Origin of the sequence: Microbacterium sp. CFBP9023 (assembly GCF_034045055.1) — a bacterium.
Lineage (GTDB): Bacteria > Actinomycetota > Actinomycetes > Actinomycetales > Microbacteriaceae > Microbacterium.
Genome location: NZ_JAXCWI010000003.1, coordinates 194,035 through 211,184 on the forward strand (window position 1 = coordinate 194,035; position 17,150 = coordinate 211,184).

Here is a 17,150-nt window from a genome sequence, read left to right on the forward strand (position 1 = left end):
CTCGGTGCCCGGCGCTGTGAGCCGGATTCGGGTTGCGAGAGGACACTATGAGCCGAGGGTTGCCGATGATCGCGGCTCGGGTGAACGACAGGTGTCGAGGGTGTGACGGGTCGGACTGCAGTGGCGTTCGAGGTGCCGCGTGGTCTGACATCCTGGACGGATGGACATCGGCAGTGTGCTCGGGCTCGAACAGCTCACCTGGGGCACGCTGATCCTCGTCGTCGTCGCGGCTTTCGCTGCCGGGTGGATCGATGCGGTGGTGGGAGGGGGCGGTCTGCTGCAGCTCCCCGCCCTGCTGCTGATCCCCGGGATCTCGCCGATCCAGGCTCTCGCGACCAACAAGCTCGCGTCCGTGTTCGGCACGGCCACGAGCAGCGTCACCTACTACCGTCGTGCGAAACCCGATATCCGCACGGCTCTGCCGATGGCCGCGATCGCCTTGATCGGATCGTTCGGGGGAGCTGCCGTCGCGACCGTTCTGCCGGCGGCCGCCTTCAAGCCGATCATCGTGGTCGCGCTGCTCGCCGTCGCGCTCTTCACCGCCTTCCGCCCGCAGATGGGCGCCGCGACGCGGCTGCGCTTCAGCGGGCACAAGCACCACATCATGGCGGGTCTCTCAGGGCTCGTGATCGGCTTCTACGACGGTCTGATCGGGCCGGGCACCGGCACGTTCCTGGTGATCTCGCTCGTCGCGCTGCTCGGCTACGACTTCCTGCAGGCGAGCGCGAAGGCGAAGATCGTCAACCTGGCCACGAACACCGGCGCCCTGCTGCTCTTCATCCCGCACGGCGCCGTGCTGTGGCTGCTCGGCGGCATCCTCGCGGTCGCGAACGTCGCCGGCAGCTACCTCGGATCCCGCATGGCCATCTCGCGCGGCACGACCTTCATCCGCGTCGTGTTCCTCGTCGTGGTGGTCGCCCTCATCGCCAAACTCGGCATCGACGTGTGGACCGAGAACATCGTTCCGGCGCTCGCGCAGCTGCGCTGAGCATCCGCGCTGGCGCACCTCCGCCTCCGCGCCTGCGCTCCGGCATCCGCCTGCGCTCCGGCATCCGCCTGCGCTCCGGCATCCGCTCGCCGTCCGCGCGGTGTTCTGCGCGTGTATCGGCCGGATTCGGCGAGTCCGGCCGATTCTGACGCATTCGGCCGAGCGGGGGATGCGCGGTGCATGCGTCCGGGATCCGGCCTGGCGCATACGCAGAGACCCCGCTCCGCTGAGCGGAACGGGGTCTCGGTGCGACGGGCGATGCGGCGTCAGGCCTCGTCGTCCTCGGGCTCGAAGTCGACGCCGGCCTCGGCGCGCTGCTCCGCCGTGATCGGTGCCGGAGCGGCTGTCAGCGGGTCGAACCCGTTGCCCGACTTCGGGAAGGCGATGACGTCGCGGATCGACTCGGTCTTCGACAGGTGCTGCAGCACGCGGTCCATGCCGAGGGCGATTCCACCGTGCGGCGGGGCGCCGAACTTGAAAGCGTCCAGCAGGAAGCCGAACTGCTCCTGCGCGACCTCGTCGCTGATGCCCATGACCTCGAACACGCGCTTCTGCACGTCTTCGCGGTGGATGCGGATCGATCCGCCGCCGAGCTCGGAGCCGTTGCACACGATGTCGTATGCATAGGCGAGAGCCGAACCGGGGTCGGTGTCGAACGTGTCCTGGAACTCCGGCTTCGGCCCCGTGAACGCGTGGTGCACGGCCGTCCAGGCTCCGGCGCCGACGGCGACGTCACCCGACGCCACGGCATCCGCTGCCGGCTCGAACATCGGAGCGTCGACGACCCACGTGAACGCGAACTCGTCGGGGTTCAGGAAGCCGAGACGACGTCCGATCTCGACGCGGGCGGCGCCGAGCAGTGCACGGCTCTCCTTCGTCGATCCGGCGGCGAAGAACACGCAGTCACCCGCGGATGCGCCGACGAACTCGGCGAGGCCCGCCTGCTCCGCCTCGGACAGGTTCTTGGCGGCGGGGCCGCCGAGCGAGCCGTCCTCGTTGAAGAGGACGTACGCGAGGCCACGCGCACCGCGCTGCTTGGCCCAGTCCTGCCACGCGTCGAGCTGCTTGCGGGGCTGGCTCGCACCGCCGGGCATGACGACCGCGCCGACGTACTCGGCCTGGAACACCCGGAACGGGGTCTCCGCGAAGTACTCGGTCGCCTCGACCAGCTCGAGTCCGAAGCGCAGGTCGGGCTTGTCGGAGCCGTACTTGGCCATCGCCTCGGCGTAGGTCATGCGGGGCAGCGGGGTCTGCACATCGACGCCGATGGTCTTCCACATCGCGACGATGAGCGACTCCATCAGCGTGATGACGTCTTCCTGGTCGACGAAGCTCATCTCGATGTCGAGCTGCGTGAACTCCGGCTGGCGGTCGGCGCGGAAGTCCTCGTCGCGGTAGCAGCGGGCGATCTGGTAGTACTTCTCGACGCCGCCGACCATGAGCAGCTGCTTGAACAGCTGCGGCGACTGCGGCAGGGCGTACCAGCTGCCCGGGTGCAGACGGGCGGGCACGACGAAGTCGCGGGCGCCCTCGGGCGTCGAGCGCGTGAGGGTCGGCGTCTCGACCTCGGTGAAGTCCTCGCCGTGCAGCACATCGCGGACGGCCTTGTAGACGTTCGAGCGCAGACGCAGAGCGGATGCCGCGGCGGGGCGACGCAGGTCGAGATAGCGGTACTTGAGGCGCGCCTCCTCGCCGACCGTCTCGGTGTCGGCGACGGCGGTCGACACCTGGAACGGCAACGGAGCGGACTCGTTCAGCACCTCGACGTCGGTCGCGATGAGCTCGATCTCGCCGGTGGGCAGGTTGGGGTTCGCGTTGCCCTCGGGGCGACGCGAGACCTCGCCGGTGACCTTGAGGACGAACTCGTTGCGCAGCGGGTGCGCGATCTCCTCATCGCGGATGACGACCTGCGCGATGCCGGACGCATCCCGAAGATCGATGAACGCGACTCCTCCGTGATCACGACGGCGATCGACCCAACCCGAGAGGGTGACGGTCTGACCGATATGCTCGGCTCGCAGTGAGCCTGCCGAGTGGGTGCGAAGCACGGAGGATTCCTCCTGATCTGGGAAATGATGAACCCGCCCATTCTACGTGGGCGGGTGTCGCCTCCTCTGCCCGCGGCATATCGGTCAGTAGGATCGCCACGACAGAAAGGGTCACCATGGACTCCAACGGCATCTCCGACCTGTACGCGTCGATCTTCTCCGGCACGACCGGACTCATCGTGCTCGTCTTCTACGTCCTCGTCGCGGTCGGTCTGTGGAAGGTGTTCTCCAAGGCGGGGTACCCCGGCATCCTCGCCGTCATCCCGATCGTGAACGTGGTGTTCCTCGTGAAGATCGCCGGGATGTCCGGCTGGCTCGCACTGCTCTATCTCATCCCCATCGTCGGCTTCATCTTCGGGATCATCGTGGCGGTGCGACTCGGCGAGCGGTTCGGCAAGGGAGGGCTCTTCTCCTTCTTCCTGCTCTTCGTCTTCCCCTATATCGGGTATCTCATCCTCGGCTTCGGCGACTCCCGCTACAGCAGGGCGTGACGTGGTGGCATCGCGACTGCACCTCGTCCGCCACGGCGAGGTGCACAACCCCAAGCGCGTGCTCTACGGTCGGCTCCCCGACTATCACCTGAGCAGGGCGGGACGGAAGATGGCGCGAGCCGCCGCCGATCACATCGCCGAGCTCGATCGTCCGGTCGGGGGGCTCTACTCCTCTCCGCTCGAGCGGGCGCAGGAGTCTGCTGAGCCGTTCGCCGAGCGCTTCGGCCTCTCGCCCGAGATCGACATCCGTCTGATCGAGCCGACCAACGTGTTCGAGGGCACGCAGATGCGCCGCTCGCTTCTGAACCCGCTCAAGTGGTGGCACCTGCGGCAGCCGTCGCTGCCCAGCTGGGGTGAGCCCTACGCGTCGATCGCCGAGCGGATGCTGGGCATGATGGCCGAGGCGTGGCGGTCGGTCGACGACGGCGATCTGGTGATGGTGTCCCATCAGGCGCCGATCTGGATCACCCACCTCCGGGTGGCGGGTCTGCCCCTGCAGCACGACCCGCGCACCCGGCGCTGCGCACTGTCGAGCGTCACCTCGTTCGAGCTGGTGGGCGACGTGTGGCGTGAGGTCGATTACGCCGAACCTGCGGCGACCGGCGGTGCGGTGGACGTGGGAGCAGTCTGACCCCTCGCCTCGGTCTCCCTTCCGCTGCGGTCAGTGCGCCATCAGCGACTGGATGACGCCGACCGCCGCCATCTGACCGGCAGCGGACGCGAGCAGCACCGATGCCATGGGTCCGGGGAGCGACGCCCGGTGCGCGAGGTCGCCCGCCGCGAAGACCCCGGGCTGCGATGTGCGCCCGAAGTCGTCGATCTCGATCGAGCCGGAGGGCAGCAGTTCCAGGCCGAGCTGATCGGCGAACGGCGCACGGTGGCGCAGTGAACCGGATGCCACGAACACGCCGGCCACGGTGTGCGCGGTCGACGCCGTGGTGATGCGCACATCAGCCGCCTCCGGCGCGAGGGCGGCCACCGGTTCCGCACTGACTCGAACGCCCAGGCCTTCGAGAGTCCGCGTCTCGTCGGCCGAGAACGGCTGCTCGACGGGGAACACCGTGATGTCGCCGACGATGCGCCCGAGCAGCCCGATCAGGTGATCGGCGCGAGGAGCGGGCCCGAGGATGCCGATCGAGCGACCGGCGTGCTCGTGACCGTCGCAGAACGGGCAGCTGAAGGCCTTCGTGCCCCAGAGGTCCTGAAGTCCGGGGATGTCGGGGAGATCGTCGGCGACGCCGGTCGCGAGGATGACATGTCGGGTCTCGACCGTCTCGCCGTCGGCGAGTCGTACGACGAAGCTGCCCTCTGAGCCGGTCACCGTCTGCGCTCCGACGTCGCGGACATCGATATCGGAGTACTCGGCGAGCTGCGCTCGCGCCGTCGCGCGGAACTCCGCCGGGGGAGTTCCGTCGTTCGCGATGACGTTGTGCATGTGCAGCACGGTGCCGTTGCGGTATTCGCCCGAATCCAGAAGCAGCGTGGGGCGGTGCATCCGCCCGAGGGTCAATGCCGCCTGGAGGCCGGCGGGGCCTGCGCCGATCACGATCGCGTCATACATGTGGGGTCCTTCCGAGGGGTGCTCGCTTGCGTTCGTCCTCAGTCTGTGACTTCATGTCAACATGAAGTCAAGCATCGAGAGTCCGTGGTCCGTGGGAGAGGTCGCCGAACGCTTCGAGCTGCCCACGAACGTGCTCAGGCACTGGGAGTCGGTCGGCCTGCTGCGCCCCGCGCGGGACACCGCAGGGAGGCGCCGCTACGGCCAGGACGACGTCGTGCGCATCGCCGTCATCCAGCGCAGCAAGGCAGCCGGGATGACCCTCGATCAGATCGCCGTGCTCCTCGACGACGGCAGCGCGGGGCGGCACGAGGTGCTGCAGCGGCACCTCGACGATCTCGATCGGCGCATGGAGGACATGCGCCGCTCGCGGGAGATGACCGAGCACGCGATGGGATGCCGGTCGCACGACATCGCCACCTGCCCGCGCTTCCGGGCCAGCGTGGAGGACGTCCTCGCGCGTCTCTGACGGCGGCCGAGCACCCCCCCCCGGGGCATCCGGCCCATGCATAGGAACCCCCGCGTAAACTGGGAATCGTGCCACTCGCCTCGACGGTTCGTCCGATCCGCAGCGGCCGCTCCTCCCGCATCCGGCCATCTCGCCGCGCGGTCGGGGCCGCGCTCGCCGCGGTGCTCGCCATCGGTCTGAGCGCCTGCGCTCCCGATCCCGTGAACGACTCGTTCCTCAGCGGTGACAACCCGGGCTATGTCGCGGCAGACGGAGCGATCGTCGAGATCCCGGTCGCCGAACGCGGCGGACCCATCACCGATTTCGGCGGACTCACCGAGGACGGCGAGGACTTCTCCAGCTCTGACCTCGCGGGCAAGGTCACGGTCGTCAACTTCTGGTACGCCGGATGCGCCCCGTGCCGCCTCGAGGCGGAAGACCTCGAGAGCGTATGGCAGGAGCACGGCGGCGACGACGTCGCCTTCCTGGGCATCAACACGCGCGATCAGGCCGACACCGCCAAGGCGTTCTCCGCCGAGTTCGGTGTGACCTACCCGAGCCTCATCGACGTCGACACGGCCGAGGCGAAGCTCGCCTTCGCGTCGTCGGTGCCGATCCAGGCGACCCCCACCACTCTCGTGCTCGACAAGCAGGGTCGCGTGGCCGCCCGCATCATCGGGCCCATCGACGGCACCTCGATCCTCTCGACGCTCGTCAAGGACGCGCTCGCGGAGGACTCGTGAGTCTCCCGGGAGCGGCGTGAACCCCGAAGTCATCATCGGATCGGGAGCCCTCTGGCTCGCGATCCCCGTCGCGCTGCTCGCCGGCCTCGTGTCGTTCCTGTCGCCATGCGTGCTGCCCCTGGTGCCGGGCTACCTCGGATTCCTCGGGGGAGCGGTCGCCCCCCGCCGCGTCCCGAACCCGACGGACGGCTCGGCGGTGTCGACGGTCGAGGCCCCCGCTCGCGGCCGACTCGTCGTGGGCGTGCTGCTCTTCATCCTCGGCTTCAGCCTCGTGTTCGTGTCCCTCACCGCGCTCGGCGGGCTCGCCAACGTCTTCCTGCTGCAGTGGGGCGAGCTGATCACTCGCATCCTCGGCGGCGTGATCATCCTGATGGGCCTCGTGTTCCTCGGTCTGTTCGGGTTCGCCCAGCGCGAGCTGCGATTCCACGTCGACTCGAAGGCCGGCCTGATCGGCGCACCGCTGCTCGGCATCGCCCTCGGCATCGGATGGGCGCCGTGCCTCGGACCCACGCTCACCGCGATCTTCGCCCTCTCGTTCAACGCCGGCGACCCGGTGCGGGCGGGCCTGCTCGGGCTGGCGTACTCGCTCGGCCTCGGCATCCCGTTCCTGCTGGTCGCGCTCGGGTTCGGATGGGCGACGAAGGCGATCGGATTCCTGCGCCGGCACATCCGCGTCGTGAACGTGATCGGCGGCGTGCTGCTCATCCTCCTCGGCCTGCTGATGGTCACGGGGCTCTGGACGGACATCATGTCCCGACTGACGGCGGTGATGAGCAGTGTCGACCTCCCGATCTGATCAGAAGAAGACGCATCGGAAGGATGACGTGAGCAGTACAACCGAGAGGTCGAGCGATCCGCTCCGGCCGTCCGACCACGTCGACGGCGAAGAGTCGATCACCCAGCCCCGCCTCGGATTCGTGGGCTGGCTGCGCTGGGGATGGCGTCAGCTGACCTCGATGCGCACCGCGCTGATCCTGCTGCTCGTGCTCGCGATCGCGGCGATCCCCGGCTCGATCTTCCCCCAGCGGATGGCCGACCCCAACGGCGTCACGCAGTGGGAGCGCGACAACCCCGATCTCTTCCCCGTGCTCGACGGGCTGAAGATGTTCGACGTCTACCTCTCGCCGTGGTTCTCGGCGATCTACCTGCTGCTGTTCGCCTCGCTCGTCGGCTGTGTGATCCCGCGCATCCGCCACCATGCGAAGGCCCTGCAGGCACGCCCCCCGCGCACTCCTGCACGTCTGAAGCGCCTCGCCGACTTCCGCGCGGTCGAGCGCGCCTCGACGGACGCTCCGGCAGAGGCCGCCGCATCGATCGACATCGCGCAGAAGCAGCTCAAAGCCCTGGGCTACCGGGTCGAGCGGTACGACGACAAACGATCGTCGTCGGTCTCGGCCGAGCGCGGCTACTGGCGTGAATCGGGCAACCTGCTCTTCCACCTCGCTCTCGTCGGCGTCCTGATCACGGTGGGCGTCGGGGGAGGGTTCGCGTACACCGGACAGCGTGTCCTGGTCGAGGGCGAGACGTTCGCGAACACCCTGCTCGACTACGACTCGATGAACCGCGGCCGCTTCGTGAGCGACGGAGCACTCGCGCCCTACTCGATGCGTCTCGACAGCTTCGACGTCACGTACCAGCCGTTCGGCGAGCCGGGCTCGGGCCAGGCCGGCGACTTCTCGGCCAACGTCACCGTGCAGGAGAACGGCGAGGAGCGCACCGGATCGGTCAAGGTCAACGAGCCCCTCGGCGTCGCCGACGACAACGTCTTCCTGCTCGGCAACGGCTACGCGCCGACGATCACCGTGCGCAACCCCGATGGGGACGTGGTGTTCACGAACAGCACGCCGTTCCTGCCGCAGGACAACAACATGACCTCGCTGGGCGTCATCAAGATCCCCGACGGCCTCAGCGAGCAGGTCGGCCTCGTCGGCTTCTTCTACCCGACGACGGGGGTGCTCGACACCGGCGCGTTCTTCTCGGGATTCGGCGACCTCACCAACCCGACCCTCACGCTCGACGTCTACACCGGCGACCTGGGCATCAACGAGGGCATCCCGCGGTCGGTCTACGTGCTCGACACCACCGGCATGACCAAGGTCACCGGGCGCACGACGGACCTCGAATCGATCGAGCTGGCACCCGGACAGACGGCCGACCTGCCGAACGGCATGGGAACCGTGACCTTCGAGGACGAGTCCCCGGCGGGTGCGACAGACGCGTCGCAATCGGTCAAGCGCTTCGCCTCGTTGCAGATCCACCGCGACGCGTCTGGCCCCTGGGTGCTCGGCTTCGCGCTTCTCGCGCTCGGCGGTCTGATGCTCGCCCTGTTCATCCCGCGACGCCGGGTGTGGGTCAAGGCGACGGCACAGGACGGCACCGTCGCTCTCGAGTACGCCGGTCTCGCTCGCGGCGAGGACCCGACGCTCGCGACGGCCGTCGACGACCTCGTGGCAGGCCATGCGCGTCTGATGGACGCGGCCGGAGTCACGACGGCGGTCGAGGTCGAGGAGCCCGACACCGACACCGACGCCTCAGAGGCTGAAGACCCTGAGGCTGACGGCTCCGACGCCGATGGCTCCGACCAGGCGGCGACGGCACCCGAGACGCCAGCCGACCGCGACTCCGCGCGCCCCGCATCCGACACCCCGAAAGTAGACTGACACCATGTTCGATCTCGAAGTGATCTCGCCGATCCTGCTGTGGACGGCGATCGCGATCTATGCGGCGGCCTTCGTGGCCTACGCCTTCGACCTCGCCCGTCGGTCGCAGCTGTCCGCGGACGCGGCGACCGTGCAGGAGTTCGAACTCGTCGGAGCCGGAACCCGCTCGCGCGGCGGCAAGGCGGCGACGGCTGCCGCGGCATCCGGATCCGAGGTCGCTCCGCAGCGCTTCGTGATGGCCCGCATCGGGACCTCGCTGACCGTGCTCGCGTTCATCTTCCATCTCGCCGCCACGCTCACCCGTGGTCTCGCGGCCGGGCGAGTGCCGTGGGCCAACCTCTACGAATTCGCGATGATGGGAACGCTGCTGATCGTCGCCGTGTTCCTGGTGGTGCTGACGCGCATCGATCTGCGCTTCCTCGGCACGTTCATCACCGGTCTGGTCGTCGTGCTGCTGGGTCTCTCCGCCACGAACTTCTACGTCGACGTCTCGCCCCTGATGGACCCGCTGAAGAGCGTGTGGCTGGTGATCCACGTCTTCGTGGCCTCGCTCGGCACCGCGTTCTTCGCTCTGGCCTTCGCCCTCTCGGTGATCCAGCTGATGCAGTCGCGTCGCGAGCGCCTCATCTCCGAGGGCGCGGAGAAGACCGGCCCCGGATTCCTGCGCACGTTCCCCGGGTCCGAGCGACTCGAGAGCATGGCCTACCGCTTCACGATCATCGGCTTCATCCTCTGGACGTTCACGCTGATCGCCGGCTCGATCTGGGCCTACTACGCCTGGAGCCGCTTCTGGGGCTTCGACGTCAAGGAGACCTGGACCTTCGTCATCTGGGTTCTCTACGCCGGGTACATCCACGCTCGCGCGACGCGCGGCTGGCGCGGCAACCCCTCGGCGTGGCTGGCGATCGTCGGCTTCTCGGCCGTGCTCTTCAACTTCACGATCGTCAACGTCTTCTTCAAGGGTCTGCACGCATACTCGGGCCTCAGCTGAGCGCCCGAGCGCGGCTCATCTGAACGAGCGCAGTCCGAAGGGGATGACCTCGGAGTGCTCGGCTCCGTCTTCGTACCATACGAGCTCGACTTCGCTGATGGTCTCGGCGGGGCGCGAGCTGAGCGAGCGCCGCGACTTGTGCGACAGTTCCGTCCACGCCGCGGGCGCGAGGGTCTTCGCATAGATCACCGACAGGTGGAACGTCCAGTCGTCCGTGCTGCGCTCGTCGAGACGGCGGAAGTCCGTTCCCTCGAGCGCTTCGCTGAGCGTGGAGTACGCCGACACGATGGATGCGGTGCGCCGCAGCCGCAGGATGACGACCTGCCAGGGTGCGGGGAACACGTCGACGGCCTCGGCGACGACCTCGATCGGACGCTGCGCCACCGCCCACTCGCGGATCAGCGCCAGCAGCTCTTCGCGGCGCTCGGGCTCATGGAACGCGCGCAGGGTGACGTGCTCGGTGTGCGGGTGCGGAGCATCCATCCGGCCGAGCGCCGACCTCTGCTCGGCCCGGTACACGTCCGACACGGCCCGCGTGGGCCGCAGCACGAGATACTGCTGTCCCTCGAGTGACTCGAGCTGGGCGGGAGAGGTCATGAAGGGGCGACGCATCCTCTGATCGTACGTGCGCGGGCACACGTCCGAATACCGTTCGATCGCGAGCGGGCACGGATTCGGAGCGGATACAGGACGCGCCGCGCATCGTGATCGATGCGCGGCGCGTCCTGCGTCGTGGTCCGAAGCGGTGCTCGGCGAGGTGGTTCACGCCGTCGCGAGGGCCGCCTTCACGGAGGTGGTGCGCCGCAGTGCCACCGCGACGGTGGTCGCGACGAGCGACAGCACGCCCCAGACGATGAGGCCTGCGGCTGCGCCGCCGTTCGCGGTGATCAGCCCGGCGAACGCGGGGGAGGTCGGCAGCGATGCGCCGAGATCCGCCAGCCATCCCGGCACGGTCGAGATCAGACCGGTCGCGATCGCGAGCACGCCGATGAGCGCGCTGACCCAGCGGCCGACGCCGCCGAAGACCGCGACGAGTGCCTGGTTCACGGCCGCGAAGGCGACCCCGGCGAGCACGGCGATTCCTGCGAAGGCCCACCAGGCCGCGGCGTCGTATCCGGCGACGATCTGCACGATGAGCGACACCAGCAGACCCTGGGCTGCACCGATGGCGGCAGCCGGGGCGAAGGCGCGCAGGGCGAGTCCGGCCGACGAGCGTCGGGAGGTCAGGGTGCGCGCGGTGTAGGCCCGCATGACCAGGAACGAGGCGAGAGACCCGAACCACAGCACCACGGCGGCGAGCAGCGGAATCGCGGTCGGGCCGAAGATCGTGGCGCCGTCGGCGCCCTTGGACGCCACCGGATCGGCGATCACCGACGCGAGCGAGGTCGACTCGGAGTCGCTGAACGAGGGGAGCGAATCGGATGCGGTGCGCAGGCCGCCCGCGAGATCGCCGGTTCCCGTGGCGAGGGTGTCGAGGCCGGTCGCGAGCTCGCCGGCCCCGGTCGCGAGCTCGGTCGCTCCGTCCGACAGCTGGGATGCCCCCGTCGCCAGTGCTCGTGCACCGCTCGCCGATTCGTCGAGACCCTGCGACGCCAACTGGTTCAGACCGTCCGCGAGACCCGTCGCCCCCGCACCCGCCTCGCCGAGCTGGGCCGCGAGCGTGGCGGGCAGCGTGGCCAGCTGCTGGACCCCGGCGTCCGTCTGCGTGGCACCGGCCGAGAGCGCGGCGATCTGATCGCAGTACTCCTGAGGGAACCCGCTGGGCACGCAGGTTTCCGCGAGCTGCTGCAGGCCTGTCGCCAGCTGCGCTGACCCGGCGGCGAGCTGCTGGGCGCCACCGGCCTGATTCTGCAGCTCCGTCGCGCCTGCGGTCAGCCCGGTGCCGATCTGGCTCGCGCCGTTCGCGGCTTCGCGGGTCTTCGACGCGAGTGTGTCGAGCCCGGATGCCAAGGAGGATGCGCCGTTTCCGAGCTCCGTGGCACCCGAGGCGAGCTGAGTCGCGCCGTCGGGGATCGCCGCGGCTCCCGTGGCCGCATCCCGAGCGCCGGTGGCGAGTTCGGCGGCGCCGTCCGCGGCCTCGCCGATCTGGTCTCCGATCGTGGTGAAGCCGACGAGGATGTTCTCCGTCGTCGCCTCCGACAGCAGTGTGCCCATGCTCGAGGCCGCCACGTTCGCGATCTGACTCGTGATCAGGTCATCGGCGACGAGCCCGTCCTCCGGGGTGGTGACCTGGATCGTGGCCTGCTCCGCGTCGCCGCCGCCGTCCGAGATCGCCTGCCCCGCCGAGGTCGCTGCGGCCGAGAACTCCTCGGGGATCGTGATGACGGCCTGATACGAGCCGTCGGCGAGACCGTCGGCGGCGTCGTCCTCGTTCGAGATCACCCAGGTGAGGTTGGAATCGAGCTCGTCCGATCCTTCGACGAGCCCCGAGGCGAGCTGTCGACCGAGCGGAGTGAGCTGCCCGTCGATCTCGACGGGCTCGTCGAGGTTGACGATCGCCGCGGTCATCGACTCGAGACGCTCGGTGGGATTCTGCAGGGCAGCGACCAGGATGCCGCCCACTGCCGCGGGAAGCAGCAGGACGCCGAGGATCGTCAGCCACGTGATGGGCTTGCGCGAACGGGCGCGTTCGATGGGGAGGGTCATGCGTTCACCTCGGTCGATTCGGTGGTGCCGTCGACGATGCGGGGCACCGGGGACTCGGATTGCGACTGTGCGGCTGGCGCGTCGATGTCGATCGTGTCAGCCGATGAACGGCCGGCATCGGCCAGGATCTCCAGGGCCGCCTGGGGATCGAGCGCGGTGAGCAGCATCGCCGTCGTGCTGCGGGAGTCGCGCAGTCGCGCCGCGAGCTGATCGCGTTCGGGGCGGGAGAGCCGGTCGGCTCCGTCGATCACCACGAGAGCCGGCCGTCCGCGCAGTGCCTCGGCGAGGTCGGCCGACAGGCTCGCGGCATCCACGGCCATGACCGCTCCGACATGCGCCCGCACCCACGCGGATCGACCGGGCAGAAGATGGCCTGCGACCCGGAGGCGGCCGTCGTCCGCAGTCGCCCGCCCGGCGATCGTCAGAGCGAGCGCGCGCAATGCGCCGGCTGACGATCCGGTGAGCACGGCGGAGGCCCCGGGTGCGAGGCGCAGGTGGAGGCCGTCGATGCCGGCATCCGTCATCGTGAGGTCGTCGGCGGCGACGATCGAGTCGTCGCCCGGCCAGCCCGCCAGGTGACGCTCGCGTTCGACCGCCTCTCCTTCGATGTCGACGCTCGGGAGGATCCGCTCCAGCCAGGCCGGGATCTCCCACGCGCGCTCCCCGAGGATGGCCATGAGTGCAGGGATCAGCGTCATCCTCACCAGGAACGCGTCGATCGCGATGCCGGCCGCAAGGCCCAGCGCGATCGGCTTGAGCGACGAGTCGCCTTCGGGGACGAACGCCACGAAGACGGCGAACATGATGAGGCCGGCAGCGGTGACGACCTTCGCCGATCCCGTGAAGCCGCTGCGCACGGCACGCAGTGCCGCGGCTCGGCGAGTCGCGCGATCGGGGCTCCTGCCGTCGGGATCGTGCACGAAGTCCTCGCGCATCCGAGACACCAGGAACACCTGGTAATCCATCGCGAGCCCGAACAGCACACCCATCAGGATGATCGGCATGAAGCTGATGATCGGACCGACCTTCGCGACATGGAGGGCGTCGGCGAACCAGCCCCACTCGAACACGGCTCCCACGATGCCGAACGCGGCGACGATCGAGAGCAGATAGCCGGCGGCTGCCGTGACCGGCACCCAGAGTGAGCGGAACACGATCGTGAGCAGGATCAGGGACAGGCCGATGACGAAGATGCCGAACGGGAGAAGGGCGTTGCCCAGCTGGTCGGAGATGTCGATGCCCACCGCGGTGAACCCGGTCACCTTCAGGTCGATGCCGAACTCGTCGAGCCACTCGTCGTGGTGCGAGCGCAGCTCTCGCACGAGATCGGCCGTCGCGGGGTCATCGGGTGCGGTCTCGGGGATGATCTGCACGATGCCGGTGTCTGCGGTCTCGTTCGGGGTGGCGAGGGCGACCTCCTTGACCCCGTCGATCTGGGCGACCTCGTCGCCGAGATCCTCCATCAGGGTCAGCGGATCGGTCGACGTGACGATCGTGCCCGTCAGGATCAGCGGTCCGTTGAACCCGGGACCGAACTGCTCGCCGACCAGGTCGTAGCTCTGCCGCGCTTCGGAGTCCTGCGGCAGCACGCCCGCGTTGGGCAGCGCGAGATTCAGGCTGAGGGCGGGCACGGCGACGATGCCGAGCCCGAGGACGACGGCCAGGGACACGAGGATCGGACGCTGGGTGACGCCGGTCACCCAGCGCTCGCTGAAGCGACGGCGCTGCGCGGGGGCTGCCTTGCCCTTCTTCGCCTTCGGAGCCCGGCGCGGTCGACCGGCGACGCGGCCCTTCATGAAGCCGAGCAGAGCGGGGGTGAGCGTCACGGCGATGGCGACGGCGACCGCGACGGCGGCGGAGGCCGCGATGCCCATCGTCGTCAGGAACGGGATGCCCGCGAACCCGAGTCCGATCAGGGCGATCAGCACGGTCACGCCCGCGAACACCACCGCCGAGCCTGCCGTGCCCACAGCCCGCGCTGTCGACTCCTCGGGGTCGACTCCCTCGCGGACCTGATCCTGGTGCCTGGCCATGATGAACAGTGCGTAGTCGATTCCGACGGCGAGCCCGAGCATCAGGGCGAGGAGGGGAGTGGTCGACGAGACCGTGGCGAAGGCGGTGGCGGCGAAGATGCCGGCCATCGAGATGCCCACACCGAGCACGGCCGTGAGCAGCGGGAGCCCTGCGACGACGAACGAGCGGAACGTGACGATCAGCACCAGCAGCGCGATCAGCAGACCCACGGCCTCGGTGAGCGTGACACCGGGGATGGAGGTGGCGAAGAGCTCTCCGCCGAGGGAGGTCTGTGATCCGTCCGGCAGCTCATCGGCGAGTTCGGCCACGACGGCTCGCAGGTCATCCTGCGTCTCCTCCGAGACATCGCTGGCCTGGCCGTCGAACTGCAGGCGGATGATACCGGCCGTCTCGTCGTCGTTGATCATGCCGCTGACCATCTCGTCGAACGGGGAGGTCGCCGAGAGCACCGAGTCGTCGAGGTCGGCGAGCTGGTCGACGGCATCCTCGATGTCGGTCTTATATGCGTCATCCGTGATCGAGTCGCCGTCGGCGGCGACCACGATGATCTGCGCGCTGGTGCCGCTGACCGCGGGGAACGAGCGGTTGAGCTGCTCGAGGCCAGCCTGGGACTCGGTGCCCGGGATCGAGAAGGAGTTGTCCGTGCCAGCCCCGAGGACGAGGGCGCCGGCCCCCGCGATGCCGAGGGCGAGCAACCAGGAGACGAGAACGCGCCACGGGTGCCGGTAGGACCAGCGACCGAGCGAGGACAGGAGTGTGGACACGAGGCTCCTCAGGGAATACGGGCTGGATACACAGGTGTATCCAATACATACCTGTATCGTAAGGTGGTCCGAGCCCCGGAGTCTGTGTGCGGGGTGTGAGAATGAGAGGCAGGAGGATTCGATGACGACACCCGCCACCCGCAGCCGGGAGAACACGCGAGCCCGGCTTCTCGATGCGGCCGCGCAGGTCTTCGCCGAGGTCGGCCTCGACGGCGCCTCCGTCGAAGCGGTCTGCGATCGCGCCGGGTTCACCCGCGGCGCGTTCTATTCGAATTTCGAGTCGAAGGACGAGCTCTTCCTCGTGCTCGCCGGCAGCGTCGGCGAGCAGCGCGTCAATGCGGTGCGTGACCGCGTCGACGAGATCGCCGCCGAGGGCGGTCTGTCAGAGGGATGCGACCCGGTCGAGCTCGTCCAGCGGATCATGGACGCGGGCGGCGATGACCGCCTCGGCGTCATGCTGATGAGCGAGATCCGGATCCGTGCTCTGCGTGACCATCAGTTCGGCGCCGCCTACCTCGTGCAGGAGCGCGAGATGGTGTCGAGCATCGCCGTGATCATCACGGACATCGTCTCGGTGAGCTCGCTCGAGCTGAAGGTTCCCGCCGAAGAGGCCGCGCGCATGCTCATGATCATCTGGGAGGGCATGACCGTTCGCGGAGCGATGGCCGGTCAGGACTCCGACCAGCTGCGGCATTCCAGCGGCGAGGAGCTCGGGCGGCTCGTGCAGCTGCTGCTCGCGGAGTGACCTCGCAGACGAACGGCGGTCAGCGCGCGTCGAGCACGGCGTAGCACCGCGTGAGGCGATCGAGCCACCAGTCCCGTCGGTCGTCCGAGGCGGCGAGCCGCGCCAAAGCATCGGGATCCGGGGTGACCCGAGCTGCCGGGATCGAGCCGTCCACCGGGCGCAGGTCGGCGACATCGTCGAGGAACAGGGATGCCGTGCCGAGCCCGCAGTCGTAGTCGAGAGTCGGCAGGGCGGCGGCGAGCGCCGCACCCTGGGAGAGTCCGATCGCGGTGTCGAGCGCGCTGGAGACCACGACGGGCAGGCCCGCGGCGGTGATGATCTGCAGCGCATGCGTGATGCCCCCGAGCGGCTGCGCCTTGATGACGAGCAGGTCGGCGGCCTTCTCGCGCGCGACCGCGAGCGGGTCGGAGGACTTGCGGATGCTCTCGTCGGCGGCCACCGGAATGCCCATGTACTTCACCCGGGTGCGCAGTTCGGCGAGCTCCGGCACTGTCGCGCACGGCTGCTCGACGTACTCGAGATCGAACTCGTTGAGCGCATGGACGGCGTGCTCGGCCTCGTCGACGTTCCACAGGCCGTTGGCATCGACGCGGATGCGACCCTCCGGCCCCATGGCCTCGCGCACGGCCCGCACACGGGCGATGTCGTCTGCGAGCGTCTGCCCGGGTTCCGCGACCTTGACCTTGGCGGTGCGGCAGCCGGCGAAGCGGGCCAGCACTTCGGCGACCTGCGCCGCCTCGACAGCCGGGATGGTGGCGTTCACGCCGATGCGCTCGCGGAGAGGCTCGGGCTGCGTCTTCCAGGCGAAGTCGATCGCCGCTGCGAGCCAGGTGGCCGACTCGAGATCGTCGTACTCGACGAACGGAGAGAATTCCGCCCATCCCTCCGGCCCTTCGACGAGCAGCGCCTCTCTCTTGTCGACCCCGCGGAAGCGGGTGTGCATCGGAAGCGAGACGACCCTGGCCGAGCCGAGCAGATCTGCGAGCGGTGGGAGCATGTGCTCATTCTGCTCTGTCGACGCCTCGTCGGGGATC

General features: G+C 68.9%; 15 protein-coding genes. 9 read left to right on the plus strand and 6 right to left on the minus strand.

Features of this window, described 5'->3' with window-relative positions; translation table 11 throughout:
• Positions 1–160: 160 nt before the first annotated feature.
• On the plus strand, positions 161–988 hold the full coding sequence (locus SOM10_RS15620; protein WP_320490976.1) for a sulfite exporter TauE/SafE family protein: 828 nt from the start codon (positions 161–163) through the stop codon (positions 986–988).
• Between the two features lie 266 nt (positions 989–1,254).
• On the opposite strand, the gene aspS is transcribed toward SOM10_RS15620, so the two are convergent.
• Positions 1,255–3,036: an aspartate--tRNA ligase gene (gene aspS / locus SOM10_RS15625; protein ID WP_053098865.1), complete on the minus strand. Its 1,782-nt coding sequence runs from the start codon at positions 3,034–3,036 to the stop codon at positions 1,255–1,257.
• 116 nt (positions 3,037–3,152) lie between these two features.
• Between aspS and SOM10_RS15630 the strand changes: the two genes are divergently transcribed.
• Together SOM10_RS15630 and SOM10_RS15635 are read left to right on the plus strand one after the other, a co-directional pair.
• Entirely contained in the window at positions 3,153–3,527 is a 375-nt protein-coding gene (locus tag SOM10_RS15630; protein ID WP_320490979.1) for a DUF5684 domain-containing protein, read from the plus strand.
• A gap of 1 nt (position 3,528) precedes the next feature.
• A complete protein-coding gene (locus SOM10_RS15635) occupies positions 3,529–4,158 on the plus strand; it encodes a histidine phosphatase family protein (protein WP_320490981.1) in 630 nt (209 codons plus the stop codon).
• A 30-nt stretch (positions 4,159–4,188) separates the two neighbouring features.
• On the opposite strand, the gene SOM10_RS15640 is transcribed toward SOM10_RS15635, so the two are convergent.
• Entirely contained in the window at positions 4,189–5,088 is a 900-nt protein-coding gene (locus tag SOM10_RS15640; RefSeq protein ID WP_320490983.1) for an NAD(P)/FAD-dependent oxidoreductase, read from the minus strand.
• A gap of 61 nt (positions 5,089–5,149) precedes the next feature.
• Here SOM10_RS15640 and SOM10_RS15645 point away from each other — a divergent pair, with 61 nt between their 5' ends.
• The 5 genes from SOM10_RS15645 (at position 5,150) to ccsB (ending at position 9,927) form a co-directional block, all read left to right on the plus strand.
• Entirely contained in the window at positions 5,150–5,554 is a 405-nt protein-coding gene (locus tag SOM10_RS15645) for a MerR family transcriptional regulator (protein ID WP_053098869.1), read from the plus strand.
• A 68-nt stretch (positions 5,555–5,622) separates the two neighbouring features.
• Positions 5,623–6,276, plus strand: coding sequence for a TlpA disulfide reductase family protein (locus tag SOM10_RS15650; protein WP_320490985.1), 654 nt, complete (start codon positions 5,623–5,625; stop codon positions 6,274–6,276).
• 16 nt (positions 6,277–6,292) lie between these two features.
• Positions 6,293–7,072: a cytochrome c biogenesis CcdA family protein gene (locus SOM10_RS15655; RefSeq protein WP_053098870.1), complete on the plus strand. Its 780-nt coding sequence runs from the start codon at positions 6,293–6,295 to the stop codon at positions 7,070–7,072.
• Positions 7,073–7,100: 28 nt separating this feature from the next.
• Positions 7,101–8,936, plus strand: coding sequence for a cytochrome c biogenesis protein ResB (gene resB, locus SOM10_RS15660; RefSeq protein ID WP_320490988.1), 1,836 nt, complete (start codon positions 7,101–7,103; stop codon positions 8,934–8,936).
• Between the two features lie 4 nt (positions 8,937–8,940).
• Positions 8,941–9,927: a c-type cytochrome biogenesis protein CcsB gene (ccsB, locus tag SOM10_RS15665; RefSeq protein ID WP_053098871.1), complete on the plus strand. Its 987-nt coding sequence runs from the start codon at positions 8,941–8,943 to the stop codon at positions 9,925–9,927.
• Between the two features lie 15 nt (positions 9,928–9,942).
• Here the strand turns inward: ccsB and SOM10_RS15670 are convergent, their stop codons facing one another.
• The 3 genes from SOM10_RS15670 to SOM10_RS15680 all read right to left on the minus strand — a co-directional run bounded on the left by SOM10_RS15670 (position 9,943) and on the right by SOM10_RS15680 (position 15,371).
• Positions 9,943–10,539 carry a 2'-5' RNA ligase family protein gene (locus SOM10_RS15670; RefSeq protein ID WP_072590807.1) on the minus strand — a complete coding sequence of 199 codons (597 nt, stop codon included), beginning with the start codon at positions 10,537–10,539 and terminating at the stop codon, positions 9,943–9,945.
• A gap of 150 nt (positions 10,540–10,689) precedes the next feature.
• A complete protein-coding gene (locus tag SOM10_RS15675; RefSeq protein ID WP_320490991.1) occupies positions 10,690–12,573 on the minus strand; it encodes a YhgE/Pip family protein in 1,884 nt (627 codons plus the stop codon).
• Positions 12,570–15,371: an MMPL family transporter gene (locus tag SOM10_RS15680; protein ID WP_320490993.1), complete on the minus strand. Its 2,802-nt coding sequence runs from the start codon at positions 15,369–15,371 to the stop codon at positions 12,570–12,572. The genes SOM10_RS15675 and SOM10_RS15680 overlap by 4 nt, the downstream gene beginning before the upstream one ends.
• Before the next feature lie 121 nt (positions 15,372–15,492).
• Here SOM10_RS15680 and SOM10_RS15685 point away from each other — a divergent pair, with 121 nt between their 5' ends.
• Entirely contained in the window at positions 15,493–16,116 is a 624-nt protein-coding gene (locus tag SOM10_RS15685; protein ID WP_053098875.1) for a TetR/AcrR family transcriptional regulator, read from the plus strand.
• Between the two features lie 19 nt (positions 16,117–16,135).
• On the opposite strand, the gene SOM10_RS15690 is transcribed toward SOM10_RS15685, so the two are convergent.
• Positions 16,136–17,113 (minus strand): o-succinylbenzoate synthase, encoded by a 978-nt coding sequence (locus tag SOM10_RS15690; RefSeq protein ID WP_320490995.1) that lies wholly within the window; start codon positions 17,111–17,113, stop codon positions 16,136–16,138.
• Between the last annotated feature and the right edge of the window lie 37 nt (positions 17,114–17,150).

Bases quoted from the DNA above. Each gene is read 5' to 3' on its own strand.
- SOM10_RS15685 (WP_053098875.1), top strand. From the start codon at position 15,493: ATGACGACACCCGCCACCCGCAGCCGGGAGAACACGCGAGCCCGGCTT.
- SOM10_RS15645 (WP_053098869.1), top strand. From the start codon at position 5,150: ATGAAGTCAAGCATCGAGAGTCCGTGGTCCGTGGGAGAGGTCGCCGAA.
- SOM10_RS15690 (WP_320490995.1), bottom strand. From the start codon at position 17,113: ATGCTCCCACCGCTCGCAGATCTGCTCGGCTCGGCCAGGGTCGTCTCG.
- ccsB (WP_053098871.1), top strand. From the start codon at position 8,941: ATGTTCGATCTCGAAGTGATCTCGCCGATCCTGCTGTGGACGGCGATC.
- SOM10_RS15670 (WP_072590807.1), bottom strand. From the start codon at position 10,539: ATGCGTCGCCCCTTCATGACCTCTCCCGCCCAGCTCGAGTCACTCGAG.
- SOM10_RS15620 (WP_320490976.1), top strand. From the start codon at position 161: ATGGACATCGGCAGTGTGCTCGGGCTCGAACAGCTCACCTGGGGCACG.
- SOM10_RS15675 (WP_320490991.1), bottom strand. From the start codon at position 12,573: ATGACCCTCCCCATCGAACGCGCCCGTTCGCGCAAGCCCATCACGTGG.
- SOM10_RS15640 (WP_320490983.1), bottom strand. From the start codon at position 5,088: ATGTATGACGCGATCGTGATCGGCGCAGGCCCCGCCGGCCTCCAGGCG.
- SOM10_RS15630 (WP_320490979.1), top strand. From the start codon at position 3,153: ATGGACTCCAACGGCATCTCCGACCTGTACGCGTCGATCTTCTCCGGC.